Here is a 20672-nt window from a genome sequence, read left to right on the forward strand (position 1 = left end):
AGACAGCCCCCGAATCCCTGACAGCATCGACCAGTGATGTGGATCACTCCCCGCTGATGCCGAACTCGGAGACTCGGCGGAAACCGAACCGCGGTTAGTAGGGCGGTGACCGAGCACGGTGACGAACCGTTCCCCGTGCTCCGCGGCGGCACGCAGGCCAGGCACGGATCGAAGCACCTCCCGCACCGGTCTGCTGATGCTCCGGCAGAACGGCAACCGGCCCCAGGCACAGGGCCGGTGTCTCGCCGATGTGGCACCCAGGTCACCACGAGCGGAGGGCTGAGTGTTGAAACCTATTCGCCCGCGCGGCGCGGGCCGGTACTGCGACCGGAGACCAGAGTCACCCGGAGCTTGTGCACCCGCCCGACGCCGCGGCCGACTTGATTTCTTCCCCCGAATACCGCTGCTTATTTCAGGAGTACTGGCAGGTGGTCGTGCCCGTTGGCAATGAAACCGGGTACCGTGCCGAGTTCGTCGGGAGAGACGGCTAGTTTCATGTGCGGGAACCGCTGAAAGAGTGCGGGAAGGGCCACCTGTGCCTCCAGCCGTGCCAGCGGTGCGCCCAGGCAGCGGTGGGCGCCGTACCCGAACGCTCTATCGGCACCGTGACCCCGAACGACGGTGGCGGCATCCGCCAAGCGCATCCGCTGGTCGACATCAGGGTCTGCGGCGCACTGACAACCAACGGGCATTATCACGGAAGCCAGGGTTGACAACTCGTCGATCTTCTCCTGTCTCAAGGATATTCCTGATGGAATCGACATTCGCCGTGAGCATCGCGCGAAAGGACTCTTCGGTAGCGCCAGCCGCGTGCGGCGTGACGAGAAACCTGTTGTTGCCCAATGCCATCAACCCAAAGGGATCGTTCTGTTCGGAAGGCGCGGGCACGATGTAGTAGCCGTCCATGGCAGCGGCCGCGAGGCGACCGTCGAGCAGCGCGGTTCGCAACGGCTCCGGATCCACGAGCTCCGCCTCGGAAGTATTGATCAGAATCGCGCCGGGCTTGACGGCAGCGAGTTGCGCTTCGCCGATTATCCGGTCCGTCTGCGGGCCGTATGAAGTGTGCAGACTGATGACATCGGACTCGGCAAGCAGCTCAGGTAGCTCAACCCGGCGAGCGGCGATGTCTCGTTCCAGTTCCGGTTTGGCTGTTCGGCTCACGTAGACCACTCGCATCCCGAACCCGCTGGCCGCTATCCGGGCGACGATAGTGCCGATGGTCCCCATTCCAACGATGCCAAGCGTCTTCGCATAAAGGTTGCGTCCCTTGATCTCGTGCCATCGACCAGCCTTCGTTTCCATCGTCAGGTCCGTGATCCGGCGCCAGGCATCGAGCATGAGACCGATCGCGAATTCCGCGACCGCTCGGGCGTTGGCTCCGGGCGCATTGGTCACCGCAATTCCCGCCGCAGTCGCTGCCGCAGTATCGATGTATGTGTGATACCCGACACCCATGAATGCTATGACTTTGAGGTCATCGGCAGTGGACAACGCGGCGGCGGTCGCACGCTCTACGCCACCGAGAATGTAGGCGTCCTTGTCCACCAGAGCGCGCGCCAACTCGTTTTCGGATAGGTCGCGGCGACAAACTTCGACCTCGAGATTCTGCTGCCGCAGCCATTCGATATCGGCTGGCGTCAAATCAGCCCCGGTGAGTAAGGCACTATGACGGCTCAATTGAGTGCTCATGGTCATACGTCCTTCGCGGCGAGCCGGATTGCGGTGTCTCGCAGCAACAGCGCACCCTCCAGCATCAGCTGCGGATCGCGGGCCAAGGCAACGCGAACGAACTTTCGCCCGCGCTCCGGCTGATTCCAGAAGAAGTTTGTTCCGGGTAGAACGTGCACTCCCTCCCGAATCGCCTCATGGACGAAGTCCTCGCAATCGATGCCCTCCCGGAGAAGCAGCCAGTCCACCGAAACAGGGGATCGCAAGTCGGTAATGAATTCCAATTCTCCGTCCGAGAGAATCGACCGGAGGGTAGCCCTGTTCTGTAGCACAGAAGGCAGGACGCTACGCTCTATACCATTTCTCGAAGTGTCCTCGATGAATTCCGTCAGCACCCTCAGATGGAAAGGAGAGACGCTCTGCAGCAGATCGTCGTGCAGTCGGTACATCTCTGCGTACATATCCGGACTGCATACCGTCAATCCGACCTTTATTTCACTGGTGGACCAGGTCTTGCCCGTGTCTTCGAGCACAATATACGAGATTCCCGATTCCTCCAGAACCTCGTACTGCGACCAACCGATCGGCAGAGGTGAAAAGAATCGAAAAGACGAGTCCAGAACCAGGGTGCAACGACGGTCGGCGCAACACTGAACCAGCGTTCTGAACTCCGGTTCGGACAGCGTCCATCCGGTGGGATTGTTGGGCGAGACCAGCCAGACTACCGCAGGTTCGAGCCGGGCCATCGCCACAGGCAGTTGTTCGACCGTGCAATCCTGTTCCGACAGCGGCACGAGCTCGACATTCTCTCGGCGCAAGATCGATGAAATATTGTCGAAAACCGGCTCGATCAAGGCAACTCGCTTGCCTGCGCGAGCGCAGTGGCTTGCCACCATTGTTATCGCGGATGATGCGGAATACGACAGCATATACCTGGACACATCCTGGTGCATCGGCTCGCCCGCCAGGCGCAGAAAAGCGGCGAGGAAAGCCTCCTCCAGCTCGGACTGCGATTGCTTTCGCGCCTCGTAGAAAAGCTCCGGAAATCGTTCGACAATTTCGATTTGGGAGGACGTCAGCGGTTGGCGACAATGGGCGTCCGATAGGTTTACGGCTCGATCGAGACTACGTCGCTCATATGTGGTACTGGTTGTGTGCCCGAGCGGATTCGGAAAATTTGAACTGTCCGTACGGATAGGTGTCACGGTAGGTAGACCTTCGAGGTGGTAGTTGCATGCTGGTGCCTGTGGCTTTCCTGGCGTATCGGACGTTCACTCGGCGATCGCCGGACGGCCACAGCAGTTAGCGAAACCGGGGAGTCAACCCGGTGGGCGTCATGGTGAGCCTTTTCGCTCATGAGGTGGCGGAGTTTCGGTCCACGGTGTCCGGCGGCGTCGCACCGCGGTCTGGCCGGGGTCCACGGCTTCGGAATCCATTGATGGCGCGACCGAGAATTCCGCTCGGTTGTGGTGCCGGAGAACCGGCGGGTTCGCCTTTTTCTCGGAGGTGTTCTTTCCGCCGAGCCAAATTTCGATTGTTCCATCGGTTTTGCGGACAAAGTCGATCTGCGCGATGTCCAGCATCCGCCTTGCCGCGGTGACAATGGGTGCTCGACTCACTTGGCCGGGGACCCCGGGTATTGGGGCGGCCCGCGCCGCAATCCGGCCCAGCCCGATCCCGGCACCTATACCGATTGCAGCCGCGGATAGGATGCCTCCGGACGAACCGGCGAAGTTGACGGCCTGACTCGCCACGATACTTCCCATTGCTACGCCAACCCACATCAGGCTGAAATGAAAGCCAAGGGCCTCACCGAGTGCATCCTTGGACAAAACGGCATGCATCCGATCGTTACTGGCCGGGAAAACAGCACCGCCCAGCAGGCCGACGATGAAAACGGCTATGGCCAGCGAAACTGGTCCGGATGCGAAGGCGCAAGGCAACATGCTGATTCCGAGTCCGACCAGCAGGACATACGGCGAGATGGTTCTGGAGATTGCGCCATAACCGTACCCACCGGCCACTGCACCGGCTGCGCCAACGGCTAGTACCAGTCCAGTGGCGTGCTTGGCGTGGAAATTGTGCATAGCCGTGATGACAATCAGTTCCTCCGCACAAAGGACGGCAGCGGCTGCGGCGTATCCGACGCATGCCGCCACGAATCCGGTCTGTAACCAGGATCGCCGTGGGAGACGCCGTGATACTTTGCTCGTATCGGTTCGGAGCGGTGGGTTCTGCCTCAATAACGCGACCCCGCAACCTACGGCCACCAATCGGGCCACCAACAGCACCACGTCGGTGTCCAAAATAGTCATTGCTGCGACACCCAGTGGCGGCCCGACCAAAATCGACACATCTGCGGTCACCTCGAACGCGGCGAGCGCCGGTCGCCGCTCGCGTTCGGTCGTGGCGACCGTAATGGCCTGTTTTGTGACGTTGATGACGGGTATTTCGAACCATCCCGCCAGCGCCGCGAGCAACAGCAACAGCGGAAACGGGGCGAGTGGTGCGATCAGCCAACAGATCCCGTTTACCAGGATCGCTGGAGCCATGGCGGCCCGCAAGCCCAATCGGTCGAGCCGCGGGCCGCGCCGTAGTTCGGTGCCGGCCATACACAGGTAGACCACAGCACTCAATAGGCCCGCAGCAGCGTAGGAGAGGTGCAACGTATGCCGCACATGCATGACCAACAGCAGGGATTGGGAGTTGAGAACAGTCCGGAACAGTAGACTGAACAACACCATATTTCGTACTGTCCGATTTGCCAAAAGCACTCGGTAGGCGTTCACTCCCACTCACCTCGGGCGGAAATTTTACCCCTGGAAGTGATTGGCGCTGTACGCAATGCTAGGCGATGGATGTCATCTCGAGCAGGTCGCACAACTCTGGTATGGCGACAGAGATAGCGTGCGCGAATTGGTGCATGTGCTGTTCAATTCCCTTGGATGCGCTGAGGTAGATGTTGAAGCCGCCGGGCTGCACGATGTAGCCGATCCCGATGCATTGGGCGGTCGGCGGCCCGAAACCGAAGAATCGAACATTGACCGATGACACGGAACTGGTGCTGAGATAGTCATCACGCAGAATCCTCCAGCCAGGAGATTCGTAAATCGCGAGCGGCTCATCGCCGCGGTGCCGCTGGATTCGCTGTAGCTCCGCGAGGTGCCGTTCGGGAGCACGCCCCGCCTGGCAGTCTCTGGTGTGAGCGACGTGTGCCCCCGCCGCGGCACGTAGCGCCTCGGCCCGAGCGGTGGCTGTGGCGGTCGAGTCGTTCATCAACGCTACGAAGCGAACGACTTCAGGGGTGACCGCCCGGAGGGCCTCGGTGCGGCCGTGGCGGTAATGCCGCACGGCAACGGATTCGTAGGTGCTGCCGAGGAATCCCCTGGACCGCTGATGAGCCAGTTGGTAAGCCACTTGCACCAACGCATCCGGTGATATTCCGAGACGTTTGGCTGTGTCCGAGCCGAAGTCGTCGAACGTGACAACCTCCGTGGCGGTCTCGCCCGCTACTTTGTCGAAGTCGGCTGCGGCCTGCCGAATTTCCTGCCGCAGGTGCTCGTCGAGACGGAATTCGATCGGTGATATCGCGGGCGCTCGACCGGGCTTGTCCGCTGAGATGGCTGTCGCACTCGCCAGAATTGCGTCACAGAAGCTGGCCACGGTGGTTCCGTCCAGGCCGGACTCCTCGATGTTGACGCCTGCGCGACCATCGGCGAACACGATGAATGTCAACGCTTTGTCGTACCAGCGGTTCCCGCCGTCACCATGCAGGAGCTGGTTACAGGCCGCGAGTTCGTCTCGGGGCGCGAAGTCCTCGAGCGCGACGCAAAACAGTGCCGTTTCGATCGTGTCGAGTGCGGCGACGTTGTCCGGATCTTCGATGAGGGCCTGGCGGGTCGTCGCCCATGCCGCGCGCGGTTTCGTTGTCAGCGCTCCCGGCGATGGCTCCGCGGCCACATCGGCTCCCCTGATCGCGTCCAGCCCGGCGATCACGTCTTCGATGGGATGCGGGGTGCCGTCAGCTGCGAGAATGTCCATTCGGAACGCATGACGACGGAAAAAGACGACGATGTGCCTGGCCGTTGACGGGCCGGGTTCCGCGGCACTGTAGGCGGAGCGCACGGCGTCGCATTCGATGCCGGGGATCCTGGTGGTGGAGAATAGCGACCTGTTCTGATGCATGGACATCGGCCGGCCGCGCAGCATCACGGGCGATACCATCTCGGCGTCGAGTTCGAGTTTGTACGCGGCGGTGCGCACGATCAGTTCGGCGGCACGTTCGAGTTGCCCATGCTCGGAGTCCGTGAACAAGAAGAAGGAATTCGCATTGAACGCGACACTGTCCCGATAGCCGAGATGGCGAGACGTCCAGAATGCGTCGAGCCAACTGTGGACGCCGGGTGTCCGATCGAATCGCTCGATCTCGCCCTGCCATGTCCGTGCCGGACTGTCCAACGCGAGGAACTTCTCCACGGTCGCTGCCGTGGCAGTCAGTTCCTCGTCGGTCAGCAACGGCGAACACCGCTCGAGAAACCGCTCGCACGTTTCCTCTAACGTCGGGATGGGGAGCCGCGGCAATTGATCGTCGTAATCGAATGTGCCGGTGGACATCTCGGCGGCGAGCTTCTCGTTCACCGTCCGAGTGTCTCATCGCCACCGCAGCGCCTGACTCCAGCAGTGGGAATGCCGGGCGAGGCAATCACGGCTGAGTGGCGAACGATCGGCCATGCGCAGTATGTGGCATGAGCGGACATTCACGTTGTCCACCGAAAACGCACCGGCTCGGGATGCTGTCCGGCACCCCGAGCCAGGTGGTGGCGGTGTCATCAGTCGAGGAAGCGCCGTAGTTCCGCGGCGACGAACTGGGGATTCTCCTCGACGAGCCAGTGTCCCGCGCGCGGCACGTCCACAGCTTGCACGATGTTGGTCATGCGTGGGGACACGGTGGCTCGGACCGCATCGAGTTGCCCCTGGGCGGTCATGAGAAGGGTCGGCACATGTGTCGATGCTGCCGCCATGGTGTCGCGGACGTCTTTATCGAGGGCGCGGTAGAGTTCGAAGCCGCCCGCCAGGGCCTCGGGCCTGCTGTAAGTGCGTGCGAATTCGTCGATCTCGGCGTCGGTGAAGGGGGCTCGGTCCGACGTGCCGCCGAATGCCGTTCCCCCGAAGGAGACTTGTGGGTAGAACAGGGCCAGGTACTCGCGGACGTCGTCGCCGACCACCGTTTCGGGGACCCGCCGCTGGGTGTGGAAGGCGATGTGCCAGCTCAGTGAGCGGTATGTGGGCGCATCGATCGCGGGCCCGGGCAGCAGCAGGTCGAGGTAGCCGAGGCGTGCGGTGTCGGCGGGGAACTGAGCGGCGCACTGGAATGCGACGGCAGCGCCGACGGCGGCGCGGTGGAGCTTCTCATTCTATTCGGTCAGCAGGGGGTGCGATCGCACGTACGCGCCGACCCTCGCCGGTAACCCAGCGGGGAACGGACCACTGCCCGGGCTCGATGCTGCCAATGCGCGCCAGCTCGTGGCGGCAGCTCTCGACCGCACCGGCCCGGTGACACGGCCCGTTGAATGAACCTCGTCGAAGCCCTCCGCGCACGCGGGGTCGAGGTCGAATACCGGTGTCATGCCGGTCAGCAGACCCTGTCGTCATGGCCGGACAGCATGATCATGATCGTCTACTTCATCGGCGGCAGCCTGGGTGCCGCCTTCGGCGCCGTCGCCGTCGGCTGGTTCGGTTGGCCCGCCACCGCCGCCCTCGCCGCCGCGGCCATCGCTACCGCCATGGCGGTCACTCTGACCAACCGGATCGTTTCGTGTAGCGCTATCCGATGAACCTCTCAGCCAGTAGGAGGGCAGCGAGAACTCCCACGATGACGACGAGGCCGTAGTGGCCAGCGGATCCGGCGTAATCGTACGTCGACGCCGCGACGATCACCGCCATGATCAGAAATAGAAAGCGCTTCACCGATCTCACTCTTACCCGTAGCTGCATCCCAGGTTACGAGATACGTATTCGTCTGCGCCACAACGGAAATAGGCGAAGCAGGCCCTGCTCCATCGCGAAGGAGCGGTTCCAGCCACGACAAGCCCAGAGGGTGATCACGCCACCGAGGAACCCGTCCCCGCCCAAGACCTCGGGGCGACTCGAAGGGCCGGCACGGTGCCATCGCCGAGATGGCGGAGCGGCTCAGCAAGCGGTTCGGATCGACAAGACTAGCGAGCGATTACCGCCAGCATTTCCTTGGACAGGATAAACGGAGCATCGCCGCTGAGCGCGGCCTGCATCTCCGCCGCTGTCCTGCCCTCCTTCTCGGCACCCTCTTCGTAGAGCATTGTCGCGGTGTAATAGCGTAGGAATTCCTCGGCGCTCGGAAATTCGAGTTGTGCGTTGATCACTTCCTCGTACACCTCGGCAAAGACATCGCGCGCCAGCGGCACGATTTCCCGGCGCAAGCGGTCGGTACGTATGAGAGTCACCTCATCGATGGCCTTCCCGGTCAGGCGCTCGTTGAAAGCGTAGAGTTCCTTCGCGTTGTTGATGGTCGGACCGATCATGACAACCTCGCCGCCGGATCGCAAGACGCGCCGCAGTTCGCGCAGTGTGAATGCGGGATCGGTCGCGTTATAGATTGCGAAATTCGAGAAGCACGTGTCGAAGCTGGAATCCGGGAACGGCAAACTCGTATCCATCGAGCCGACCCGCAGGTCTAGATTGGTGGCATCCGGGTAGCGGCGTCTCGCCTCATCGATCAGGCCTGCTTCGCGGTCGAGCCCAGCGACTGTGCCGCGGGACTCGACACAGTCGAGATACAGATGCAAATGATTGCCGCTGCCACAGCCGATATCGAAAATGTCCTGGCGCGCGCGGCCTGCGAGGAATGTGCCGATCCATTCTTCGATGTCGTAGTTCGCAAATTTCTTGTGCGCGCGAATGCGCGTCGCCAAGCGGTCGCTCTTCTCTGTGTAACTCAGGTCTTGCATCAATGGCTCCGGTCCAAATAGAGATCTCGGGTCAGAACAAAGGCCTCGGCGTACGCAACTCCCACCGCGCCGCCGCGCACGCCGGCAAGCGATCTCACGTTTTGTTCGCTGCGCGCGTGGGGATGCGGCTTCAGCGCACCTTCGAACGCGCGAAGCGCCGCCAGCTTGGTTTCGATACTCCGTGTAACATCGAAGTATGCGTTCGGCTGAAATGCCTGGAAGGGTGCGGGCGCCCAATCCGTCGACGATGGCACTTCGAACAGGAAAACCTTCTTGATAAGTGTCAGCGGCAGTTCGGTCGACAGGCGCTGCGGCAGCATGATGGCAGCCATGGTCGCTTCCCAACATACTCTGTGATCGATGTTCAGATCGCCGGGATGATGAGTAAAGACCCACTCCGGCTCGAATTCGATGATCGCCGCCTCGATCGCTTTCACCAGGTCGAGGTGTGGCACGGTGTTGAGTTGAATATTCCCGAATGCGTGGTACCGAGCATCCGCAACACCGATCATGGCGGCACAATCAGTGGCCAGCTGACGCAAGCGCGCGCTGTCGGGGCGGGCGTGGCGCGCTTCCGCCTCGCCACTGAGCACGCATGTAACGACACGATGACCCTGGTCTGCGAGTAACCGAAGCGTGGCGCCGCAGCCCAGAATCTCGTCATCCGGATGGGCGATTACCGCGAGTACATTCATGGCAGCACCACTTCCTTCCATCTTGTTGTCGAAGCCGTGGTGGCGATCTTCAGCGAAGTTGCACAGTTGCTGTCGCCTGGCCGAAAATTTTGCGACCGTCGTATCCGGCGCTCATGGAAACCGTAGCGATCCGATTGATCGGATCAATCGCCTGCACGGCACCGCTGTACTCCAGGGCGACGCCCGCCGCGGTAACGACAACCGGACTGGTGAGGCGGACCGTGTATTCCCGGATCGCGACCGGATCGCCCGTCCAGGACGAAAGAAATCCGGCGCCGATGCCGATGGTGAGCATGCCGTGCGCGATGGGGTACTCGAGATTCATCATTCCGGTGAGGTCCGAGCTCCAATGGATCGGATTCGAATCACCGGAGACACCGGCATAGTTCACCAGATCGCCCAGCGTCAGGCGAACGGTCCGAGGCGGCAGCGGGTCGCCAACCGATAGGGAGTCGAGCGACCGGGTCGGCTCGCTTGTTCGCACTTTCTTTTCGGACGGGCGGACATAGCGTTTCGGAGTATTGAAATCGATCTCTGAAATAGGTAGTAATGCGAGCTTGCCATGGGGGCCGAAAGCGTGCATCATCAGGCGGTCTCTGAGATCACCGAGATCCCGGTCCGTCTCGGATCTCGCCACGACGCCGGACCGGGCGATGATCGCCAGATCGTCGTGCTCGTCGGTGATCGTATACCTGAAAACGAGGATATCGCCGCCAATTGCTCGGCGGAAAGACTCCAGCTCTACCTCGACCGCCAGATCATCGCCCGGGTGGACAGGCTTGTAGTACCGCACAGTCTGGCTGGTGTGCATCATGTGATCGAGCGGATAGCCCGGGATGATCGAATCGAACATCTGCGCCTGGACATGGAAACAGAGGATCGTATAGAAGGTGGGCGATGCAACCAGATCGTCGTATCCATAATCCGAAACGACATCTTCCGCCCAATGCATCGGATGGTAGTCCTGAACCGCCTGTGCGAATTCGCGGATCTTCTCCCGGCCGACCGTGTAATGTCCGGTTGTACGGTACCTGCGCCCGACCGCCGACTGCGCGCCCTCGGCGGGGTCCATGGCCGTGGTGAATATATAGTTGTCACCGATGTAGTCGGATACCATGAGTCCGCAACCTTCATTCCAACTGATGAGCAGAGCGTGGTCGCCCCGATGAAATTCTGTGCGACAGTCGACGATCGGCTGTCGCCACCGTCGTCGACCGCGACACTCCGCGTTGAATCAGACCGTGTCCTGTCCGCCGGACCGGCCGGCGTAGATGCGATGTGCATCCTCGATAGCCATGCGCCCGAACGTGATGATGTCGCGTCTACGTGCAAATCGATTCCGATAGTGCGATCGCCGGGTATCGCCGGTCCTGATTCGCAGCGCCTCATCGATTATCGGGTGCCACTGGTCGGAGAAAACCTCCCGGGCATGACGCCCGGCACCCGTCTTGGACGTGAGATCACCGGTGGCAATCGTGTAATGAATTCTGGCGATACCCGAAACCGTCCATACGGTACCGTAATCGGAGAGCAAGAGGGCGCCTTGTGTACTCAGCAGCCGGCTCGCGCGATCGAGTCCGGAGGACCAGTACCGGTCCAGATTGTTGTTCTGCCACTCGGCAAGAGCGTCGTCGTCGGCCCAGATTTCCAGCTCACTGACTTGCGGACCCCGAAACGGGAGCCCGTAGCGCGCGAGAGTGTGCCACAGGACCGGACTGTACTGATCGGGATGCGAACCCTCGTGCAAAACTCCCTCGTGACTGACAGGGCCGCCTTCGGCCCGATCGGGGCCGAGGGCGAGATCTTTTTTGGTGAGGTAGAAACCGTCGAAATACGGCTTCCGGCGCTGCTTGCGCAGCTTTTCGTGCACCCTACCCAGGGCGGCCGCCGCGGCGGTGTCGGGCTTCTCTTCGGTGACCGCGATGAAATCGATGTCGCTGGCATTCTCGCGAAAGTCTCCGAAGGCTACGGAACCTTCCAGGTAGAGCCCTTCTATGAAATCGGGCATTTCGGCGTCGATCGAGGACAGATACAGCCCGACGATGTCGTCGACAACGGATGGTATGGTCATATGCGATAGTCTGCCAGAATAGGTGGTGTAGCGTCCACCTCCGATTGCGGTCAATCAGCGCTGTCGAGGAGTTCGACGGCGGCCGATATTATCTGGAAAACATACCTGATCATCGTCACCGCCAGATTGATCAATTCCATTATCGCCGATTCCTCGTCTGGAGTAATTGGATTGCCGGTTCGCTCCGAAGCTGCCGAGCACGGAGGTGGCGAAGTACTCGATTTGATCCGTATCGGTCACGTCCAACACTTGGAGATATATTCGGTCGACGCCGGCTGCAACATATCCGGCGAGCGTATCGATGCACTGCTGCGCGGATCCGCGGACACCGATCTCCGCGAGCTCCTCCTCGGTACGGCGGGTCACGGCGGTTCGGCGTCGAACGTCGGACGCGGTGGATCCGCAGCACAGCGGCAGGCTGACCGAGCACCGCAGCGGTTTGTCCCGCATGATCGCGGCGCACCGTGATCGGACCTTGTCGAATTCCGTCTTCACATGCGCGACGGAGCAGTACGGCAGATTGAATTCATCGGCGTACCGCGCGGCGAGATCGACTTTGCCGCTCGCGCCGATTCCACCGCCGCCGACGATAATCGGCACCGCGGCTCCGGTGCCGGACAGCTCGACGGATTCTCGGTCGCCGGTGAAACGGTAGGCAGTGCCGACCGGAGTGGCCCCGACTCCGCGCAGCACCGCAAGTTGCTCCTCGTAACGTGCCAGCCGAGTGGGCACGTCCGGCAGGGCAATGCCGTAGGCGCGGTGTTCGCGCTCCGACCAGCCCATACTCAATCCGAGTTCGAGGCGGCCGTTGCCGGCGAGCTCGTCGACCTGCCCGACCATGATCGCGAGCTGGCCCGCGGTTCGGAACGTGATCGTGCTGCCCATGATGCCGAGCCGGATGCGACGGGTGTCGCGAGCCAGCGCGGCGAGCGAGATCCAGGCGTCACCCGAGTGATACGACGCCCCGACCGGATAATGGTCGGTACGGAAGACGGCGTCGTACCCGGCGTCTTCCGCGCACCGCGTGAATCGCAGCAGTTCGTCGTATCCACTGGTTCGCGCATCGCGGGCGGCCAGGTGCGGCTCGGTGAGGAGTCTGAACTCCATTTGATCCGTGCCGTTCAGTCGTCGACGTCGCCGTCCCACGGCCCCGGTTCGAGGATCGTGGACGGATCGGCGACGGGAACGAGGGTCCACTGCTGGGCGGATGCCGAGCTGGCCGGGGCGAGGGTGAGCCGGGCCTCGCGCCCGAACGGTGGGACGACCTCGAGGGCGTCGCCGGGATGCTGTCGGTTGATCAACCGCCCGTCGACGAAGTCCCACTGCTGGCTTGCTCGTGCGCCGGCGGCCTCGGTCAGTCGCAGCTCACCGTCGGCGTAGTCGAGCACGAGTGTGCTGCCCGGCCCGCCGCACCGCAGCAGGCCGTCGGTGTCGAGGTGCCACACCTGATTGCGATTCGGCGGGTTGTTCCGGTCGAATATCTGCACGCGAGCCCACAGCCGGATCGCATGCCGGGTATCCAGCGCGCGTCCGTCCACAGCGCTGATCACTTGAATTTCACCGGTCATGATGCACCCTCATTTCGGTTGTGATGGATCGAGGGCCCGGCCGACCTCGATCGGGCGCTGCTCGACGGATATCGTCGGATCGGGAGTGAGTTCCGCCAACGGAGTGCGGCGGATGAGTTCGGCCGCGCATTCGCGCACACTGCGAGAGGTGGTGTCGACCACGAGATCAGCACTGGCACAGAGCCATTCGCGGGCAGCTTCGTAGGGGCCGACGTGATCCAATCGCCACTTCCTGCGGGCGAGCCGGTGCGGTGTGGCGAGTTCGGGATCGGCGGCGTAGATACGGCGTCGCAGCTCGTCGGATGACACATCGAGCACCGCATGGCACAGCGGAACTCTTCGCCGGCGGAGTCCCGTGAAGATCGCGGTGGCGTAGTCCTCGCGGAGCAGTGTCATCGGGACCAGCACTCCCGATGCGCCGTGCCGGACGACCTCGGCGAGGAAGTGCGTCACCAGCGATCGCCACAGCGTCAGGTCCTGATAGTCCTCGACTCCCGGGAAGAGTTGAGACAGCTGATCGCCGATCACCTCCGGATCGAATTCGCTTGTGGCGGGCAGTAGTCGACGGACCGCGGCGACGGTGCTCGACTTGCCTGCGCCGAATGGACCACTGATCCAGACGATCACGGCCGTACCGCCTTTGGCGTGTCGTGCTGTTCGACGAATGCGAGCGGTCCGTGGAGCAGCGTCGGTGCGGGCTGTGCCACGGCGAATTGCGGTGGTATCGGTAGACCGTGAAACGACCGCGCGTTGGTGATGGTGTAGGAGCCGAGCGAGGTGCCGATCAGCCGGTCGCCGGGTTGTACCGCGCCGAAGGAGAATTCGTGCCGGGCGCCATCGGACGCGTGGGTGAACAGATCATGTTCGTACAACGAGGGTCCCGTGACGATCGTCGGGATCGCGGATGTGTCAGCGGGATCGGCGCAAATCCGATGGAATGCGATCTTGGACCACGGCGCGATATTCCACGCCGACGCATCCACCGTCACCACTCGCCCGCGCAGCGGATGGTTTTCCACATCGAGCACGTCGGTGACCAGGTAGGCGTGGTCGGCGACCAGTGCGCCACCCGGTTCGACGGTGACGCGGTAGCGGTTCCCGCTCGTGGCATCGCCCCGGAGAATCGGAGCCAGCTGATCCAGCGCACGACGCAGGTCCTCCCGGTGGCGAGCCAGCCGGAGGAATCCGCCGCCGAGATCGACTGTGTGGACGGTGCCGAGCCGGTCGGCGCAGAGCATGGCGTACGCAGCGCGGAAAGCGAGGTTCAGCGAGGTGGATTCCCCCGTATGGACCCGCACCCGTCGAATCGGCACGCGTCCGGTCGACAGCTCGTCGGCGAGTTCGTCGGTCAGCTCGACGCCGAACCTGCTGTCCCTGCCGCGTGAGGTGGGAGAAAGCAGATGGTCGGGAAACGGTACCCGCAGCCGCAATCCGAGCCCGGTTGCGTCCGCCGCTCGGAACAGCCGGACTTGGCGCAGGGATACCGCGTCGAGCATGGCATCGGCGGCTTCCATCTCGGGCAGGTCGGCGGGGGTGAATCCCGGCCCGCAGGTGCTGATTTCGCCGAATCCGGCGCGCACCGCCCAGCGCATTTCGTACAGGCTCGCGGCATCCGCCCCTAATCCGAGGTCGGCGAGGTTCCGGACCACCTCGACCGAGGAGCACGATTTCATCGCCAGATTGACACCGATTCCGTATTCGCCGAACAGGCGTTGTAATTCGGTCGCGTCCCTGCGTAAGCCGTCGATATCCCACAGCAGGGCAGGTGTCCGGCGAATCGCCGCCGCCGCCGCTTCCACTGCGGTCGGCACCGGCCGATCGAGGGGAAGCCACGTTGGTTCCCCTTCGATCAGCTCGTCACGTCCATCGATGGCCGTTTGTTTCAGGTTATGGACCAGTTGCGCGAAATCGGAGGTGGTCTTCATCGGGTGTCTGCTCCCAACATGGCTCGTGCGACGCTGCTTTCGATTTCGGCCCGTATGGAACAGTCCAGTCGAAGGGTGACAGCGGCGGCATTCTTGCGCACTTGTTCGGCACTGGTTGCGCCCGGGATGATCGATGTCACCGTCGGATTCGACAGTACCCACGCAAGAGCGACCTGCATGGGTGACAGACCGAACGACCGGCACGAATGCACGAACGACGCGACGATTCGCCGGTTGCGGTCGGTCAGTAGTGCACTGACCTTTTCCGCGCTCATCCGGCCGAGTCGGCTGTCGGGTGGAATCGCCCAATCCAGCGAATCATCGACATATTTTCCGGTGAGTAGCCCCTGCGCCAGCGGCGCGTAGGCGATGAACCCGAGGCCACGGCCGGAAAGGTACGGGAACAATTCCTGTTCCGGTTGACGGACCAGCACACTGTATTCGTCCTGTACCCAGGTGAAACCGATGTCGGTTGCCGCGGTGCCGGCCGCCGCGAGCTGGTCGACGCTCAGATTGCAGCAGCCGATCGCCCGCACCTTTCCGGCCCTGACCAGATCGGCCATCGCGCCGAGAGTGTCTGCCAGCGGCGTTGTTTCATCGGGCACATGCAGCAAGTACAGATCGACGTAGTCCGTGCCGAGCCGGCGCAGGCTGCCTTCGAGGGCGGACCGTACCCGGTCCGGCCGGGCCGATGCCGGCATTCCGGCGAACTCCGTTCCGAACTTCGTGGCGATCACGACGTCGGAGCGGGCTCGTCCCAGGGCGCGACCCACAATGCGCTCCGCTGTGCCATCACGGCCGGCGCCGTAGCTGTCCGCCGTATCGAAGAACGAGATTCCGCAGTCGAGTGCCGCATGGACTGTCGAGGCCGCCGCGCTCGCATCGCAATGCTTGCCGAACGACGCGGTACCGACGCCGAGAGCGGAAACCCGCACACCGGATACTTCCGTTGTCTTCACACGCCCTGCTCCCCTGTTTCGACCGGGTTCGGGCCGATCGGTACCGATACATATGGCCCGATGCCATAGATCCGTACCGGAATCAATCGCATGAGAATATGCTGCCGACCGCGCTTGTCCGTCACGGGCGCGTCATCGGCAGCGCTGACCCGTGCATAAATGGTCAGTATGGTGCCGTCGTCATGATGCTTCTGCAGGACGACTCTGGGATTGGCGGACAAGTCGGCGTCACGGGCACCTCCGCGATACACGAGCATGCTCAACTCGCCATTCACGTCGAATTCGCATTTGATGCCCGCCAGATGCGGCCACTCGGTCGAACCCTGGGTCGCGGCGGCACACATATAGATCCGATTCCAGGTGGACAGGAATGTCGCCGCATCGAGGCGACGTTCCGGTTTTCCGAAAAAGGATCGCTGCACCGCACCCGAGGTCTCGATCGACGATTCGAGCAGCTGTTGCACTCGCTGCAATGTCTCGGGTGTCCAGGACATCGTAGTGCCGGTCACGATTCGACCTCCTGTGTGCGCACGATTTGTGTTGGCTCTGTGCCGGAAAGCAACTCCCTGGCCCGCTCTACGATCCTGTCGGCGGTGAATCCGAAATGTTCGACCAGGACGGCACCGTCGGCCGAGGCGCCATAGCCGGTCATGCCCAGCACATCGCCCGGTTTGCCCACCCATCGGTGCCAGCCCAGCGGGCTGGCGGCTTCGATTGCCAGGCGTACCCGCGGATCCGCACCGAGGATCGCCTCCTGATACGCGACATCCTGCTGTTCGAACAGTTCCCAGCACGGCAGCGAGACGACGCGCGTCGCAATGCCCGAAGCCGCCAGCCGTTTTCCGGCCGCGAGTGCCGGATGTACCTCACTGCCGGTGGCGAGCAGTATGAGGCCGGGGTCGGACTCCGATTGCCACACCACGTATCCGCCGCGTGCCACCTCGCTCGATCGGTCGCGGGTTTCGTCGAGATTGGGCAGCACCTGACGGGCGAGCACCAGTGCCACCGGTCCGTTCGCCCGGGCGAGGGCGCATTCCCACAGCGCCGCGGTCTCATTGGCGTCGCACGGGCGGGCAACCCAGAGGCCGGGTATCGCGCGCAGGGACGCCAGGTGCTCGACGGGTTGATGGGTCGGACCGTCCGGGCCGATAGCGATCGAGTCGTGCGTCCACACCCAGAGCACTGGAAGTCGCATGAGTGCCGACAGCCGGACGGCGGGCCGCATGTAGTCGCTGAATGCGAGAAAGGTCGAGGCATAGGGCTTGACCATGCCGCCGTGCAGGGCCAGACCGTTGGTCACCGCCGCCATCACGTGCTCGCGAACGCCGAAGGCGATATTGCGGCCGGGAGCTGCGGCGGAGTACGTGGCCTCGCCGGTGAACGCTGTCTTGGTGGAATCGACGAGGTCGGCGGCACCGCCGACCATGGTCGGCGCATGATCGACGAGCAGGTCCATGATCATCCGCGACGCGTTGCGCGGTGACGCGGCGGTGGCGACCGCGGCTGTCTCGAGCCGTAGCCGAATACCGGATCGGGCCTCCTCATGGCAGCGGTCCCATTCTTTACGCAGGTCCGGGAATCGGATCGACCAGGCGTCGAAGCGTTCACGCCACGTACGTGCACGGTCGCGACCCGCACGCACCGCGTCATCCGCCGTACGCACGTCCTCCGGAATCGCGAAGTCCGCGTCCGGATCCAGACCGATCGCCTGCTTGGTCCGCCCGATCTGTTCCGTACCGAGCGTGCCACCATGTGCGGCCGGAGTGCCGCGCACCGAGGCCACCGGATGGCCGATCGTGGTGTGCAGGATGAGCAGACTCGGCCTACCGGTACGGTCGCGGGCCCGCTGCAGAGCGTCGACCAGCGTGACCGGATCCTCTGTGGCGCCGAGGGTTTCGACGGCCCAGCCACTCGCCTCGAAGCGCCGCCGCTGATCTTCGCGATCGAATGTCGATTCTGTGGTGCCGTCGATGGTGACACCGTTCGCGTCGTAGCAGACGATCAGTTTGTCGAGGCGAAGCTGTCCGGCGAGCGACACCGCCTCCTGCGAAATACCCTCCATCAGGTCGCCGTCGGAAACGAGCGCGTAGGTGTGGTGGTCGACCACGATGTGGCCCGGCCGGTTGAAACGGTCGGCGAGGAAGCGCTCGGCCATCGCCAGGCCGACCGCTGTCGCCAGCCCCTGGCCCAGTGGGCCGGTGGTCGTCTCGACGCCCGGCGTCACCCCGTACTCGGGATGACCGGGGGTTTTCGACCCGAGTTTGCGGAATTCGCGCAGGTCCGCGCGAGAGACGGGATAGCCGTGCAGGTGCAGCAGCGAATACAGCAGCGCCGACGCGTGGCCCGCGGAGAAGACCACCCGATCGCGGTCGGGCCAGTCCGGATCGGCTGGATTCGCGCTGAGCACGTGCCCGTACAGCGCGTGACCCCAGGGTGCCAGCGCCAGCGCCGCGCCCGGGTGACCCGAACCGGCGTGCTCGATCGTGTCCATGATCAGGCCGCGCAGAACTGCGATCGCCCGGGTGGCGGACGCTGCCTCGACCCGCGCGCTCACCGTACACCCGTAGACGGTTCGACCACCTGTATCGCGTCGAGGTTCCACTCGACGGGCACGCTCGGACGTTCGTCCGTGCATGACTGCAACCGAGCCGGTGCCCGCCGCCGGGAACCGACGCGGACTTCGTACCGGACCCCGTCGAGGTCGAAAGCGCAACTGTAGCAATCGTTCTCGAGTGCGCGCGCCCGCTCGGCGAGGGCTATCCCGCCGAGTCGGGTATGGCCGCACTCCATCCGCAGGAAGTATTCGGCCGCTTGCTCCGGGAGGGCGAACGCCGAGCGCCCCCGATAGCGATCGAGGTAGACGTTGCCACCGTCGTGGGTACGGACGATATCGAGCGCGGTTCGCGCGTCGAGCCTGCCGTAGAACACCGCGTGCGGAAAGGCCACCATATTGGCGGCGTACTTGTGCCCGCCGACATGCGCGGTGCGCCGGCACCGGCCGCCGATCGCCTCGGCGACCCCGGCCCAGACCGCCGGGCCGGTACTGCCGCAGCACGGGTCGCTGCGGTCGTTCGCACAGACCGCGTACAGCGGCTCGGACATCAGGGTGGCGCTGTCCGGGATCCGGCCCGCGGCCAGCGCGGCGAAGTCGATATCGAGGACCGACCACAGATCCGGCAGCGGTTGCCAGGCCAGCCACGGCGTCGTCCGCAACGGATCACCGGCGAGGTAGCAGCGTTGTGCGGGCTCCCCTTCCGGTGGCGAGATCAGCTGGATGCGCACGCCGGTGACCGCCGATTTCTCGGCCGCGGCCTGGACGAAAAGTTCGGGCAGCCCGCTTTCCTTCAACGCGTCTTTGCCCCACGGACCCGGATGTTCGACCAGCAGCCAGGCGGTCGCTTCGGTGGCGGTGGCGACCAGTGAGTCACCGAGTAATCCGGCGAGATAGGAGCAGCTGTGTACGCGGGCAGTGTCACTGGATGTCGTATCGCTCATACGGCAAGGTCCTGGTTCTGGACGATGTTGTGCAGGTGGACGAGATCGGCGGCCAACTGTCGCGGCGGAACCGAAACGTTGACCCGAACGCCGAATATGTTGGGGTAGAGCCGGTTCCAGACATCGGCATCTGCGCCGAACAGGTAATTGGGGTTGAGTTTCATCCCCCGATGCCCCGCCCGGCGGATCCACTCGGTGAGTTCGTCGGCCGACCGGAATTCCGTATCGAGTCGGCGGAACCCCGAATACCCCGCAGCCTGTTCACCGATCTGCGGCACCGCGTGGAACAAGCCGGACCGATCCAGCCGAAGGATGTTGTCGCGGAAGTCCTGACCCATTCCGGCGAGGTGAGTGTGGAACGCGTCGACGTCATCGTCGCTCAGGAAAAGTAATCCCGCATCCGCAAACCGCTGCCGTAGTTCGCGAACCAGTCGGGCTCGCCCGCGCGGGGGCTCGAACGACAGCAGGAGCAGGGCGAGATGGGCGCAGGACACGCGGACCGTCGCGCCGTGCACCGTGTACCCGCGTTCGAAGCGATCGGCGGCGACATGGGCGAGCAGATCCGCATCCTTGGTGACCAGCGTGCCGCAGCGCACCCCGGGAATGGAGAGATCTTTCGACGGCGTCAGCAAGACGACCGATCGCTCGAGCCGGTCGACTCGCGTGCGCAGGTTACGCAAGAACGCGCTCGGTGGTTCGTAGGTGGGCAACGCGAAGACATGATCGATGACGGTCAGCGCGGCGTCGCGGGTGTGCGGCGTCGCCGCCCACGACCCGGTGACGCCGTTCGGTGCGACATCGACCAGGAGCAAGCGGCCGGGGTGGAACGGTTCTGGCGCCGCGATCTCGCCGCCGAGGTTGTAATAGCCCGCGATACGCACGTTGTGTCTGCTCGAGGACTGCTCGAAACTGAAGTACAGCGGCAACGGCAGCAATGCCTCCAGCCCGTGCCGGCCGGCGTAGGCCATCACGATGCTGATGGCCTCACTGCTGCCGTTGCACAGCACGACGTTGTCGTGCGAGAGATCCTCGACGCCGAGATAGCGTCCGGCGAGCCAGGCGAGGAGTGCGCGTTCGATTTGCCCTGCGGCGGTGTCGTAGTCGGTGACACGCTCGCCCAGGAAATCCCGGTACAACCGGCCGAGCCACCGCTGCACCACCACCGCGGGCATGGTTCGGTTGACGCCGTAGCCGATCTGGCGTGCGTCGGCCGATACCCCGTCTCGGATCACCCGGTAGTAGCGGACACAGGGAACGTCGGCGAATCCGGCAGGGTTGCCCATGCTCTCTTCGAAGGGATCCATGGAC

Annotated in this window: 20 protein-coding genes; 1 reads left to right on the forward strand and 19 read right to left on the reverse strand. The window is 63.4% G+C overall.

All coding sequences use genetic code 11. The annotated features are described in order from the left end of the window. Nucleotides 1-407: 407 nt before the first annotated feature. From ACWPXK_RS17035 to ACWPXK_RS17060, 6 genes are all read right to left on the reverse strand, one after another. A complete protein-coding gene (locus tag ACWPXK_RS17035) occupies nt 408-764 on the reverse strand; it encodes a cytochrome P450 (protein WP_454197112.1) in 357 nt (118 codons plus the stop codon). After that, nucleotides 658-1689 carry a 2-hydroxyacid dehydrogenase gene (locus ACWPXK_RS17040; RefSeq protein ID WP_454197113.1) on the reverse strand — a complete coding sequence of 344 codons (1032 nt, stop codon included), beginning with the start codon at nt 1687-1689 and terminating at the stop codon, nt 658-660. The genes ACWPXK_RS17035 and ACWPXK_RS17040 overlap by 107 nt, the downstream gene beginning before the upstream one ends. A gap of 2 nt (nt 1690-1691) precedes the next feature. Next, entirely contained in the window at nt 1692-2873 is a 1182-nt protein-coding gene (locus tag ACWPXK_RS17045) for a pyridoxal phosphate-dependent aminotransferase (RefSeq protein WP_454197114.1), read from the reverse strand. Between the two features lie 129 nt (nt 2874-3002). After that, complete coding sequence (locus ACWPXK_RS17050; protein ID WP_454197115.1) at nt 3003-4412, reverse strand: MFS transporter; 1410 nt, start codon at nt 4410-4412, stop codon at nt 3003-3005. A gap of 103 nt (nt 4413-4515) precedes the next feature. Beyond that, complete coding sequence (locus tag ACWPXK_RS17055; RefSeq protein WP_454197563.1) at nt 4516-6282, reverse strand: choline/carnitine O-acyltransferase; 1767 nt, start codon at nt 6280-6282, stop codon at nt 4516-4518. 215 nt (nt 6283-6497) lie between these two features. Further along, nucleotides 6498-6893, reverse strand: coding sequence for an alpha/beta fold hydrolase (locus ACWPXK_RS17060; RefSeq protein WP_454197116.1), 396 nt, complete (start codon nt 6891-6893; stop codon nt 6498-6500). 345 nt (nt 6894-7238) lie between these two features. On the opposite strand from ACWPXK_RS17060, the gene ACWPXK_RS17065 reads away from it, so the two are divergent. Continuing rightward, entirely contained in the window at nt 7239-7502 is a 264-nt protein-coding gene (locus ACWPXK_RS17065; RefSeq protein WP_454197117.1) for a hypothetical protein, read from the forward strand. A 381-nt stretch (nt 7503-7883) separates the two neighbouring features. Here ACWPXK_RS17065 and ACWPXK_RS17070 read toward each other — a convergent pair whose 3' ends face one another. From ACWPXK_RS17070 to ACWPXK_RS17130, 13 genes are all read right to left on the reverse strand, one after another. After that, on the reverse strand, nt 7884-8651 hold the full coding sequence (locus ACWPXK_RS17070) for a class I SAM-dependent methyltransferase (RefSeq protein ID WP_454197118.1): 768 nt from the start codon (nt 8649-8651) through the stop codon (nt 7884-7886). After that, nucleotides 8651-9346, reverse strand: coding sequence for a PIG-L deacetylase family protein (locus ACWPXK_RS17075; protein WP_454197119.1), 696 nt, complete (start codon nt 9344-9346; stop codon nt 8651-8653). Before ACWPXK_RS17075 ends, ACWPXK_RS17070 begins: the two co-directional genes overlap by 1 nt. A 49-nt stretch (nt 9347-9395) precedes the next feature. Next, nucleotides 9396-10463, reverse strand: coding sequence for a fused (3R)-hydroxyacyl-ACP dehydratase subunits HadA/HadB (locus tag ACWPXK_RS17080; protein WP_454197120.1), 1068 nt, complete (start codon nt 10461-10463; stop codon nt 9396-9398). A 117-nt stretch (nt 10464-10580) separates the two neighbouring features. Next, complete coding sequence (locus ACWPXK_RS17085; protein WP_454197121.1) at nt 10581-11417, reverse strand: aminoglycoside adenylyltransferase domain-containing protein; 837 nt, start codon at nt 11415-11417, stop codon at nt 10581-10583. Between the two features lie 54 nt (nt 11418-11471). Next, nucleotides 11472-12524 carry an LLM class flavin-dependent oxidoreductase gene (locus ACWPXK_RS17090; RefSeq protein ID WP_454197122.1) on the reverse strand — a complete coding sequence of 351 codons (1053 nt, stop codon included), beginning with the start codon at nt 12522-12524 and terminating at the stop codon, nt 11472-11474. Nucleotides 12525-12538: 14 nt separating this feature from the next. Next, nucleotides 12539-12985: a ricin-type beta-trefoil lectin domain protein gene (locus tag ACWPXK_RS17095; protein ID WP_454197123.1), complete on the reverse strand. Its 447-nt coding sequence runs from the start codon at nt 12983-12985 to the stop codon at nt 12539-12541. Nucleotides 12986-12994: 9 nt separating this feature from the next. Beyond that, nucleotides 12995-13612, reverse strand: a complete 618-nt coding sequence (locus ACWPXK_RS17100) for an AAA family ATPase (protein WP_454197124.1) — start codon at nt 13610-13612, stop codon at nt 12995-12997. Next, nucleotides 13609-14910 carry a hypothetical protein gene (locus ACWPXK_RS17105; protein ID WP_454197125.1) on the reverse strand — a complete coding sequence of 434 codons (1302 nt, stop codon included), beginning with the start codon at nt 14908-14910 and terminating at the stop codon, nt 13609-13611. Before ACWPXK_RS17105 ends, ACWPXK_RS17100 begins: the two co-directional genes overlap by 4 nt. Then, a complete protein-coding gene (locus ACWPXK_RS17110; RefSeq protein WP_454197126.1) occupies nt 14907-15869 on the reverse strand; it encodes an aldo/keto reductase in 963 nt (320 codons plus the stop codon). The genes ACWPXK_RS17105 and ACWPXK_RS17110 overlap by 4 nt, the downstream gene beginning before the upstream one ends. Further along, nucleotides 15866-16378 (reverse strand): hypothetical protein, encoded by a 513-nt coding sequence (locus ACWPXK_RS17115; RefSeq protein WP_454197127.1) that lies wholly within the window; start codon nt 16376-16378, stop codon nt 15866-15868. Before ACWPXK_RS17115 ends, ACWPXK_RS17110 begins: the two co-directional genes overlap by 4 nt. Then, entirely contained in the window at nt 16375-18423 is a 2049-nt protein-coding gene (gene tkt / locus ACWPXK_RS17120; protein WP_454197128.1) for a transketolase, read from the reverse strand. The genes ACWPXK_RS17115 and tkt overlap by 4 nt, the downstream gene beginning before the upstream one ends. After that, the gene (locus ACWPXK_RS17125; RefSeq protein WP_454197129.1) at nt 18420-19364 is read right to left on the reverse strand and encodes a sucrase ferredoxin; all 945 of its coding nucleotides are present in this window, start codon (nt 19362-19364) and stop codon (nt 18420-18422) included. The genes tkt and ACWPXK_RS17125 overlap by 4 nt, the downstream gene beginning before the upstream one ends. Further along, nucleotides 19361-20668: an aminotransferase class I/II-fold pyridoxal phosphate-dependent enzyme gene (locus ACWPXK_RS17130; protein WP_454197130.1), complete on the reverse strand. Its 1308-nt coding sequence runs from the start codon at nt 20666-20668 to the stop codon at nt 19361-19363. The genes ACWPXK_RS17125 and ACWPXK_RS17130 overlap by 4 nt, the downstream gene beginning before the upstream one ends. Nucleotides 20669-20672 lie beyond the last annotated feature (4 nt).

This window comes from Nocardia sp. Marseille-Q1738, from assembly GCF_965283145.1.